The organism is Chryseobacterium turcicum (genome assembly GCF_021010565.1).
Taxonomy (GTDB): Bacteria; Bacteroidota; Bacteroidia; order Flavobacteriales; family Weeksellaceae; genus Chryseobacterium; species Chryseobacterium turcicum.
The window spans coordinates 1,226,265-1,237,621 of record NZ_JAJNAY010000001.1; the positions used below are offsets into that span (position 1 = coordinate 1,226,265).

The following is an 11,357-nucleotide window of genomic DNA, read 5'->3' on the forward strand; positions in this document are numbered from 1 at the left end:
AATCTAAAATGAGTTTTTTTAAATATCATAATTATAACAATTCAGAAGCTATTATTAATAATTCTTGTAAAAGCTCTGTAAATGAAAACATCATCCATGTCGGTAATCAAAATGGTTCCGGATTGGTGAATGTTATGGACGAATACGGAAATCTGGTATGGAGCAAGATTTATACTACAGATGCAAGTGTTGAGTTCAGAAAAGTAATGAGTTTTCAGAATAGTTATATTATTTTAGGAGTAGAAAACGGGGATTCCCCGTTTCTGCTTCGAATGACAGAAGATGGAGATGTTCTGTGGCACAGGAGTTTTCATGACATCTCTGTTAAGGAGAATATTTACATAGCCAACTTCTATGATCACCAGTTTCATTTTGCATTTCACAATGTAAAATCAAATGAAAGTGGTGTTATGTTCATCACAGACAAAGGTGAACTGATGTATCACAAGATCATTTTGAATAGCCAGGGAAAAAGAGAGTTCAAAATCACAGGCTTGGCGAATTATGGGGAAATGATTTATTTATCAGGAGTGGAAATCGTTAAAGATAGAGAGCAAGGAGTCTTCATTACCACTCAGGTGGGATTCGGAACAATAGAAGCTAAGTTTACCTCTTGGTATGATGACACACCTGTTGTTTTAGACGGAGTTTACTGCCGTGATACAGACGGAACCGTCCTGATTTCGGGTGTTGCCAATGACATCCCATGCTTTTTAAAAGCCAATGAAGGATATGGAGCTTCTTATCAGCAATTCAGAGGGAAATATACCCGATATGCTTTAGGAAATGAATCGTTCTATGCCTATAATGATCGAAATGAAATTATATACTCAAACTACTATTACATGCATGATTGGGTAAAAAGAATTAACGTACAAAGCTTTGCAATTGACCAGGTTGCAAATAATTCTCCGATATTCCATGGAATTAATGATTCGACAGACTATTCAGGATATGTTTCCCATGATTTAAACACCTGTAAAACCGTTCCGCACGAATTTTTCAGACCCACTCTTATAGAATTTCAATCAATTCCGGTCAATTACAATTTTGAGGGCCAAGATTTTGATTATCATGAGCATACATTTGATATTAATAATTTACCTTATGAACTTACAGATGTATGTGAAATAGGAAATGTGATCGATTTTAATGATTTTTCAGGACTTCAGACCCCAAATTTCTATCTTCAGGCTGCCGGATCAAGAGGTAAAGACAGTACAAGAGGGATTCATCTGAGATGGAGCTTAGGAGGTGAACTGGGTGAAAACCATTTGCCGAAAGGTAATTTAGCAACAACCAATGTTAACTATAACAAACCGAATGACTTTGTAAAAATTTACAGAGCGCCGTATACGAAATCTGTATTTAATCTTAGTTTCAGCAAACCGCCACAGATGGTTGATGACTCTCAGAAACTCTGGGTGTATAAGTTTAATAATGATAAGAGGATTTTCTACGTTTATTTTAAAAACAAAGAAGTTTACAGTCATGTAAGACAATACGTTAACCCTCTTACAGATCCTTTGAAATTCATTGAAAGCTATGGTAATGAAATTATCGAAGTGCTATGTAAGACAGACCTGTTTTTTGCAGCAGAAACGAGAATTGAAAATGTAGATTATCAGTCTGTTTTAGATATGGAAGGGCTTTCTATAAGTGATGTAAATAATACTTCACAGCAATCTCTTACCTATAGAAAACAAAGCTATGGCTATGATGTTGCTCAAAATCATTTTACTGCCGAAAACGGAAAAACAATACGGTTCAGAGCCGGAAACTCTTATGTTTCAGCTATTGATTTTGAATTTTATTCAGATTTCATTATCGCAAGAAATGAAGAGCAGGCTTGGAAGCACATCGGAAATTTTGCATTAACGTCCGATACAGAAACTGCTCATAAAAGACTTGATCCGCTTCCTGAAACCAACCCGGTACATGGATCATGGCTAAGGTATAACGATAGCGCTTATGTCAACACAGAAAATTATAAAACAAAATGGGAGCACCCTTCTACAGGACCGCTGGATAAGGATATTCAAACTGTTGTAACAAACTATCTTTCATTAAGTGATGCACAGCCGAATCCTAAAGCGTACGAAACCATTAATTTTAATTTTGCTCCGACTGATTCAGACCCATTCGTGAATATTTCTACAGATCCTGTTCAGGATGGTGCGACGCAGATTTCTAATTTAGACATTTTGAATATTGCCTCATTAGACTATCACGTTGCGAGAATGTTGGGATTAGGGCATCTTGATATTAAAGATGATGCCTTTGATCAGGAGTTCATCTATATCGCAGAATATTTTACCAATAAGAATTTAGATATGAATACTTCTGATAAATCATATCAGCTGTTATCGATGTCGCTTCCGGTTTCTACTGAAATTGAAAGACTAAGCTTACCGGTAGATTTAATGAAGCTTACAAAAGGTATGGATTCGAATAACCAGAATTCCTCGAACTTATACAACAGTGAAGGATTTTCGCACGATGGTAAATACCGTTACATTGGAATTTATAATTATCAAGTTCCTGAAAACGAGCTGAACCCTTCGTTTTTCTCAACTTCAATGCCGTATGATGCATCACAGTTTACAACACCCGTTTATGCAGGTCTCGAACACAGATTGGTAGAGCTCGGACAGAATGATAATTACATCTGGAAAAAGCCGGAACTTTGTCATGATACCCAGTATTTCAACCTTGATTCTACAGTCAGTACACAGGTAGAAAAGCAGGAAACTTTACCGATACAAATCCCGGATTCTAATACTCCGTTGTACATGCATAAGCAAGACAAAACAGGAACTTATTTCTATAAAGGATATGGAATTAACTGGTTTTCAAGAGCGCAGCATGGCCAAAGCGAGTTGTCTATCGTAACAGAAATTAAACCTTTCAATAAATTGCTGCCCCCTTCCGGAGCCACAGCTTTTAATATTCAGAAAGAATTTCCGCTCACGTTCACCACTCAGAACGAACAAGGACGATTAAATTCGATTCCCGGAACAGATAAAACATTAGCAAGACTTACATTCGATTATCATATTTATCAGGATCAGGTGGGATATTCCATTCCTTTTGATTCGGTTATATCTAATACTGAATATATTTCAGACCCTAATTCTCTTTTCCCTGATAACAAGGAAGTGTTTGCAGACGAGGTGGAAATTTTCTATAGGAACTATACCCCTAAAATCATTTCGGCAAGAGCGTATGATGTGATTCAGCACCCTTCCAATCAGCTATTGGTTATTATTAAAACCAAAGATCTGCCACTGGTGAGTACAGGAGCCAATCCGAATCCGAATGCCAACCCAAATCCAAATCAGCAAAATTCGGGTACACCAACAGTACTGTATTCAGAATTCCCTGCAGGAACTACAGCAAATGATTTTATCGGAGGTATCTTCCTGATGAATTCTGACAGCTACATCATTCATGAAATCGTTGAAGAATCTTTGGGTCTTACATTTACGGTATTTAAAAAAGCCGCAAGTGATGCTATTATTGCAGGTACGACACCTTTGATTAACCAATCTAGTCTGACACTTCCTGTCATCAATCCTGGAACAGAAGGTTTATTCAATGTGACCGAAAATATGCAGAATACATCGACTTGGGGAGTGAAAAACCCTAATTCACTTAAAGTACAGATTGGAAGCAGCGATTGGACAATCAACAGAGAGATCATCAATATGCCTCAATCTAGCGGAGTTCCACAAAGATATTTGGAAAAAAGCAGAGGAATCTGGAAAAATACACTTGTACAGAAGTTTTATGAGAAAATTGAGAAATATCAAAACAGCCAGGGAACCGTTATTAATTTTCCAGATAATTATCCTAAAGTACATCAGGGAGTTTATAAAATAACATTCCCGGGCTTCAAAATGGCGCAGCATCCGCAGGTTTCTAACAATTCGCATTCAGTAGAATGGTTTAATGGTATTGTGAGGCTTTTCACAGTAGGAAATTATAACAGAGGTTTTCCGATTGATTCAAGATCTATTTTTAAAGTAGTACGTACTGAGAATATTGGGAGTACAACGGAAGATTTGGTAGTATATTTCTACGATGAAAATTTCACCATCCGTGAAGATGTAAACTTTGAACCTATTTTAGATACTGGGACACAATTATTTCCCGGAAGCCTTACAGATCCATATATTTCGAGGAATACTCGTGTAAATTATTACCCTTCTTATAAAGTCTATTTACACGAAAATGATCCGAGTGGTTTTGTTGAAGACGTAGTTTTACCTGCAGCAGATGAAGATGTAAGATATTCTATCTTCGGCTTCAAAAGTGTTGATAATGATAATTTTGATCCGCAGGGAAATAAATATAAATCTAAATTCAGTGTGCCGACAGTCATGTTTGCCCAGAGAATTATTGAACCTGAACAGCCTAAAAAGCCTACCGGATCGAAATATGCGACAAGACCTGATAAATTTGGTAAATCGACCTATAGCATTTTAACGGAGTACATTCATAAACCCTATTCTGTACAGTTTTTCAGAGCCAACAACAGTTTGCTTTTAGCATCGTTGTACGAACCTGAAACGATTTTGGAAATTAAGGCTGCACTTAACGAACTGGGAGGAAATGAAGAAGAATACTTCAATGACCGATGGATGAACTTCATGGATTTTAATTTTATTTTAAATTCGCCGGAATTTCTTGGTTTCCCATTAACATCAGCTACACCGTATGTATTGCCACTTCCAGATAGTGCGCACTTATTCAGTGTCATTAATGAGTTTATTGAAGAGCATAACAGTTATTATGAGCTTTCACCTAGCAATTTGAATTACAGCCAGCCATTAACTATTGCTGACAGAGGAAATATTAAATTCAATGAACTTGTGATTAACCCTGTTCCAAATGTTTCCGGCCCTTTAAACTTCGGAAGTTTTGTCAAAGAAAGATTATCAAATTGCTTCTTGCCACTTACGGAAGTTCCGGTGATTTATCAGCACATTAAGCATTTGAACGTTTCGACGGTTACGGGACACCGTCCAAAAAACAAAAAGCAGAACATAAGAGATACAAACGGTTATTTATTACCGCCTACACATACAGATTTTGATATGGCTCCGATGGCTGCGATTTATAGTCAAGCTCCTGCTCATACAACATTGTTTACGGATTTTACGCTTGACGGAGCTTCAGATAACTTCTATTTTTATGGGGTAAGAGAACTTGGAAACCAAATGCAAATGGGAGAATTCAGTGAGTTCGCAGGACCAATTAAACTGGTTAATACTCATCCGGCCGAACCACCAAAGATCATGAGTCTTTTACCTGTAGTAGATAACGCAACACTAGGAATTAGCGCTAAAGTAAAGATAGAAGTTAATCCTTATCCTGAAGTACAGCAGATCACCAAAGTTTCGCTTTACAGATCCACCAACAAGCTGGATGCTGATTCTATTTTAAGTATGAATCATGTTAAAACTGTTGATATTGCTGATGTACAAATAGACGAAGGAAACGGAACCTGGGTTCTATATGACGAATTTGAAGATCTGGAAGACCACCCTTATGGAGACCTTTTATTCTACCGTATCGTTGTCACCAGAAAAGTAGAATATTCTACTACAGATTATAATGTATCACCTCCTGCAACGAAAGTAGTTGTGGAAGAGGCCCCATCGATGCCTTCAAAGGTTGTGGTAAGTACATTGATAGAAAACTATAATCCGCCAACTCCTGAACTGAATTATCACTCGGAGCCTGTAGCTGTAGATTCAGATACTATCAATTGGGTGATCTTATCTTGGGATCAGATTTGTTACAAAGGAAAATACCAATTGTATAAATTAAGCAACCAAGGAAACTGGAAAGAAATTGCAAAGATTAATACAGATACCAAAGATGGTTCTAAAGCATATCTATCTCTTCTTGAAACTAATGCTACAAGCAACACTGAAGGTTGGGTAGTTCAGGAGAAATTTGATTTGACGGCCAATAAGTTCTACTTACCGTTGGAAAAAGTGAATCTGGATCCGATGCTGATTAAAGATGCTGATGGAAATATACTGTATCATCACTTTAAACTAGTCGCTCAAAATACATCCAATATGTTTAGCACGCAGGAAAAAATTCTTACCATTTATAAAAAAGAAACCTGGTCAGACATCGGAGGTATCTCATCAGACGGAATAGATGGAATGATTACTCAGGGAACATTTATCATCAGACCTTAATTATTTTAAATTTAAAATTATGGCAAAAAGAACAAAATCAGAACTAAAAAACTATTTCCAAGCAGGAAAACGACCTACGGAAAACCAGTTTGGAGATTTATTGGATAGCTATATACATCTTGATGTGTCAGATTTAGCATACGGTGAGGGAGGTACAAATACGATAAACAGAGAAGATGCCGGTGGATCAGGAGAAGGTCTAAGAAGTGGTTTTTATCAAACATCTAACCCAATCAATTATCCTGCAGGAGCAACTTCTTGGTGGCATCTCTTAGATGTTAGGCACTCCAATATTAATAATAATTATGCAATGCAGGTTGCAGGAAGTTTTTTTGACCAAGATTTATGGTACAGAAAAACATCAAATGATGCTACTCAAGCATGGAGAAAAATTATAGCAGCCGAACCTAATGGCAATGTTGGAATTGGCATTGAAAATCCTCAAACAAAACTTGACGTCAACGGATTTGTGACTTCGAGAATTACCGATAGTGCTATAAATTCTTCAAACACTTCTGGGTTTATTGTCAATCAACTGGGAATCAATGTTCTTGAAATGTCTTATACCAGAGACGGTCAAGGTGTAGGGGTGATTAAAACTCCACTCAATAATCATATTGTAATTGGAACAAATAATACCGAAAGAATCAGAGTTCATGGTTCAACGGGAAATGTTGGTATCGGAACCCAAAATCCCGATCAGAAACTTACCGTAAAAGGAAAAATACATGCAGAAGATCTTATTCTTGATATGAATGTACCTGCAGATTATGTTTTCCAGAAATATTATGATAATTACTCATCCATCAGAGAAGATTATTCGATGATGACTCTGAATGAGCTTGAAGCATTTATCAAAGAAAACAAACACTTACCAGAAATTCCGTCGGGTGATAAAATGACACAGGATGGATTAGCATTAGGAGATTTTCAAATGAAATTGCTTCAGAAAATCGAAGAACTCACCTTATATGCAATTTCACAAAACAACGAAATTAAACAACTTAAATCACACATAAATATATAGTTATGCCCAAGAAATTAATATCAGAATTAAAAGAATATTTCAAAACTGGAAAAAGGCCTACCCAAAATAATTTTGCAGACTTTCTGGAAAGTTATGCCCATCTAGATGGTCCCCAGCTCGCAAGAATAACCAATAATATCAATACGGAAAATGGTTATTTGAGACTTAGAGGAATGGATAATGCTATTGTTGCACAAATTTCTCTTCAGGACATCAGAAATAATATGGGAATTCCCAATAGTCTGGTACAAAGTGTAAACGGACAGACCGGAAATATTGTATTAGACTTAGAAGGTTCTACTGATGTAGGGAGTACAAGGGAAGGAATCGCCAAGTATTTTACAGAAACTCAGAGTGGTACAGATATTTTTCATATCAAGCTTCCCTATAAAGTTAATACAGACCGCGCAATGTATCATTTAAAAGCTTCAGGTTATGCTTATGGATCAGCTGATATCATTGATGTTACCTGGGTAGGCTATTGTTATGCACCAATATCAAATATCACTAGTCATAAAACCGGAATTTTAAATTCTACAGCCATTACGGCGGGACAATATGTAGGCTCAGACTCTCATGTTTATCTCTGGTTTAAATTACCAACTACTTATTATTCAACTTTTAAATTAGATTCCTTGCGTGTAGGTAACGGAAGCCTTATCAAAAGCAATGATGTTCAGATTCTGGTTAGCAGCCAGGCTCAGTTATAATAAATTCTTTTAAAAACAAAAGAGGCTGTCTTTCGGGACAGTCTTTTTCTTTTTAGCATGATTTAAAATCAAATCCAAATCTTACACAGCACCTATTTTCATTAGTATATTGTTATTCCTTCACATAAAAAATAAAATAGCTAAATTTGGGCTCAATGCCAAAACCTCGGGACTAGGCAAAAAGTTTTGATAATCTGAATAGAAAAAAAGCTTTAAAACATATGTTTTAAAGCTTTTATGCGATCCGGACGGGACTCGAACCCGCGACCTCCGCCGTGACAGGGCGGCATTCTAACCAGCTGAACTACCGGATCAATTTTTTTAAAGTTAAAATTGTAAAACTTATGCGATCCGGACGGGACTCGAACCCGCGACCTCCGCCGTGACAGGGCGGCATTCTAACCAGCTGAACTACCGGATCTTTTTGCAATGCCTAGAAGAATTATCCTCTGTTATTGTGGTTGCAAATATATAGCTTTTTTCATTATCTGCAAACTATAATTATTAATTTTGTTAGAATTAATGGTAAATTGCAGAGTATCAACTGTATTATTTTTAAATTAAGATTACATTAAAATATTATTGATAGGTTGCAATGCTGGTGGAAGGCTCGTTTCCCCAAGCATTTCTCTTAAATCAATCTCAATGTTTCTGGTGATTTGGGTAATCGGAACATCATTGGGGTTTCCTTCAAAAGGATTTTCGGTGCTTTCACCAATTTGTTCTAAAACAAGGAAAACCCAGCCTATCAAAACACTAAAAGGAACGGTAAGCCAGATAATAGGCTCTCCAAATTTTTCAATCATTTTAGAAAACTCTCCTAAAAAGCCAAATGGCAATAAGAAACACAGCATATTGGTAAAATATAAATTGATGCTTGTAAACTGTCTTGGGTACGGAAAGTTTTTAATTCGCTCGCATTTTCCTTGCTGGTCATAAAGGTCTTTCAACTGATTTTCTAAAGCCACATAATTGTAATCTGATATAAAGCCTTTTTCATTAAGTGTTCTCAAATGTTCCGACTGTGTGGCGATAATTTGTGTTGCTCTGTTTTTGGTAGATAAAATATAAGCCAATTCTTTTTCGGAAAGAAAAGGTTTAAGCTCTTCAGATAAATCGCTTTCCCACTCCGGAACTTTGTAATATTTCAGATATTCTTTGTAGTAGCTTCTTACTTTTACATTTTCCCAGCTTTTGGTTTCTCTCAGCTGAAATCTCAAAGCAGTAAGCCATGCAAAATGACGGTAAATAATTTCGGTATGAAGTTTAGATTCTTCGAGTTTATCACTATTTCTCACAAAATCTTTCACCATAATTCCGAATGCACGACTGCTGTTGATGATGGCGCCATAAATTTGCCTTGCCTCCCAAGTTCGATTGTAGGTTTGTGTATTTTTAAACCCTGAAATGAAAGCGGTTGCTGTTCCCAATAAGGCTATAGGAACCCAAGGAATCGCAAGCCAGTTTAATTCTAAAAAATAAAATGCAAGGGTAGGAATTATACTTAAAACAAGCATTTTGTAAATTTTAGCCCGCGTCCAGGGAATAAAATGTTGAAGTTTATAATGAGAATTTGTATTCATGTTTTTTATAAATTAATTGAATTTGTATTTTTTTACTGCAAAAGAATTAAAAGAAATGATTGAAAAAGAGAAATTTAAAAGTTTTCAAAATGTAAAATTTTCTTTTATTGCTTGTTTTGTTAGCTTTTGAATAACTAATTCCATCATAAAATCTTTTGGTGCTTTTGCGGTTAAAAAAAATACCACCCTTCCAATTTCGAATAAATTAATGACCTCCGCCAGTGATTTTTAATTCATTTAAATCTAATTGGAGCTCGGCTTTACGGATTTCTTCATCTGAAAAAAGTCTTTCTTTTCTCATTTTGAATAGTTCTTTTCTTTGAATGGTGTAAATATCCAAAAGCAACTGATGATATTTTTCAATTTCCTGATGTTTTATTTCGTCACATTCTAAAGATTCCAGTCGTTTACTGGCGACGTTGATATCGGCTTCCAAATTAGATTTATAAAAATTAACCAATTCGTTATTCATTAAATCGTCCGAAGATTTTTCGTTCACTATTTTGAGAGCTGTATTGTCTAAAATCAGTTGAATTCCTGTTTTTTGCTCTTCTTCAGGGAGAATGTCATCAATTTCTTTAAGTTTAATTAATTTAATAATAAAAGGCAAAGTCAATCCCTGAAAAACCAGAGTAATGAATATTACGACGAAAGTGATAAAAATAATAAGGTTTCGTTCTGGAAAAAGGGTTCCTTTGTCATCCAGATAAAACGGAATTGAAAGTGCAGTTGCCAATGAAACAACACCTCTCATCCCAGCCCAACTGATTACTACGGGGCCTTTCCAGCCTGGAGAAGGGTCTTGTCTTGCTTTTGAGCTCAACCATCTTGGAATATGTGCAATAGGAAAAACCCACAAAAATCTTAGTACAATAATGATTAAACTTACGATTGCTCCGTACTTTACACCTTGCCAAACTGAATATTTTCCCAGAGATTCAATGATTTGAGGAAGTTCTAATCCTATCAATACGAAAACAACCGCATTCATCACAAAAATAAGCGTCGTCCAAACTCCAAGCATATTTAATCTTGTGCTTCCTGTTTTAAATATTTCGTGAGAACGCCATGAAATAAATAATCCACCTGTAACAACTGCCATCACTCCCGAAAAATGAAACTGTTCTGCTGCCAAAAATAAAATATAAGGTGTCATTACCGTAAGAGCTGCGTCAATTGCCGGAGTTGTGGGCAAAAAGCGATGAATGACATACATAATATGCGCTCCGACAAGCCCAACCACAATTCCCATTCCAGCCACTAAGAAAAACTGACCCGTTGCTTCCTGCATTGAAAAAGTTCCGGTAATGACGGCAAGTAAAGCAAATTTAAAAACGATTAATGAAGAAGCGTCATTCACTAAACTTTCACCTTCCAAAATCGTCATTAGCCTTTTTGGAACGCCCATTCCTTTTAAAACAGTTGCTGCTGCTACTGCATCCGGCGGAGAAATAATTCCACCCAAAAGAAATCCTAAGGCAAGGGTGAATCCGGGAATAAAAGAGGAGGTGAAGTATGCTACAATGGTTGACGTGAAAAATACCAACCCAAAAGCCAGTAAGCCGATTGGGCGTTTCCATTTCCAAAAATCTGTCCATGAAGTGTACCAAGCAGCTTCGTATAATAATGGGGGCAAAAATATCAAAAATATGATTTCAGGGTCTAAACCTACGTGTGGAATTCCTGGAATAAAACTGATTCCCAGCCCCGCAATAACGAGAAAAATAGGATACGCAATTTTGATACGCTGAGCCAACATAACCAGCATAAAGACGGAAAACAAAAGTCCTAAGACCAATAATATAGAATGGTGCATTTT

Annotated in this window: 5 protein-coding genes and 2 tRNA genes; 3 read left to right on the forward strand and 4 right to left on the reverse strand. The window is 36.3% G+C overall.

What is annotated here, in order from left to right:
* Positions 1–8: 8 nt before the first annotated feature.
* From LO744_RS05690 to LO744_RS05700, 3 genes are read left to right on the forward strand one after another with little or no spacing between them, the layout of a single operon-like run.
* Positions 9–6,218, forward strand: coding sequence for a hypothetical protein (locus LO744_RS05690; protein WP_230667717.1), 6,210 nt, complete (start codon positions 9–11; stop codon positions 6,216–6,218).
* Between the two features lie 19 nt (positions 6,219–6,237).
* Positions 6,238–7,245 carry a hypothetical protein gene (locus LO744_RS05695; RefSeq protein WP_230667719.1) on the forward strand — a complete coding sequence of 336 codons (1,008 nt, stop codon included), beginning with the start codon at positions 6,238–6,240 and terminating at the stop codon, positions 7,243–7,245.
* A 2-nt stretch (positions 7,246–7,247) separates the two neighbouring features.
* Entirely contained in the window at positions 7,248–7,955 is a 708-nt protein-coding gene (locus LO744_RS05700) for a hypothetical protein (protein WP_230667721.1), read from the forward strand.
* Between the two features lie 240 nt (positions 7,956–8,195).
* Here LO744_RS05700 and LO744_RS05705 read toward each other — a convergent pair.
* The 4 genes from LO744_RS05705 to LO744_RS05720 all read right to left on the reverse strand — a co-directional run bounded on the left by LO744_RS05705 (position 8,196) and on the right by LO744_RS05720 (position 11,354).
* A tRNA-Asp gene (locus LO744_RS05705) sits at positions 8,196–8,269 on the reverse strand.
* Positions 8,270–8,302: 33 nt separating this feature from the next.
* Positions 8,303–8,376: transfer RNA gene (locus tag LO744_RS05710), tRNA-Asp, on the reverse strand.
* A gap of 145 nt (positions 8,377–8,521) precedes the next feature.
* Positions 8,522–9,538, reverse strand: a complete 1,017-nt coding sequence (locus tag LO744_RS05715) for a bestrophin family protein (RefSeq protein WP_230667723.1) — start codon at positions 9,536–9,538, stop codon at positions 8,522–8,524.
* A 205-nt stretch (positions 9,539–9,743) separates the two neighbouring features.
* On the reverse strand, positions 9,744–11,354 hold the full coding sequence (locus tag LO744_RS05720; RefSeq protein WP_230667725.1) for a Na+/H+ antiporter: 1,611 nt from the start codon (positions 11,352–11,354) through the stop codon (positions 9,744–9,746).
* Positions 11,355–11,357 lie beyond the last annotated feature (3 nt).

Excerpts from the sequence above, each read along its gene's own strand:
- LO744_RS05695 (WP_230667719.1), top strand. The coding sequence starts at position 6,238 with ATGGCAAAAAGAACAAAATCAGAACTAAAAAACTATTTCCAAGCAGGA.
- LO744_RS05715 (WP_230667723.1), bottom strand. The coding sequence starts at position 9,538 with ATGAATACAAATTCTCATTATAAACTTCAACATTTTATTCCCTGGACG.
- LO744_RS05690 (WP_230667717.1), top strand. The coding sequence starts at position 9 with ATGAGTTTTTTTAAATATCATAATTATAACAATTCAGAAGCTATTATT.
- LO744_RS05700 (WP_230667721.1), top strand. The coding sequence starts at position 7,248 with ATGCCCAAGAAATTAATATCAGAATTAAAAGAATATTTCAAAACTGGA.
- LO744_RS05720 (WP_230667725.1), bottom strand. The coding sequence starts at position 11,354 with ATGCACCATTCTATATTATTGGTCTTAGGACTTTTGTTTTCCGTCTTT.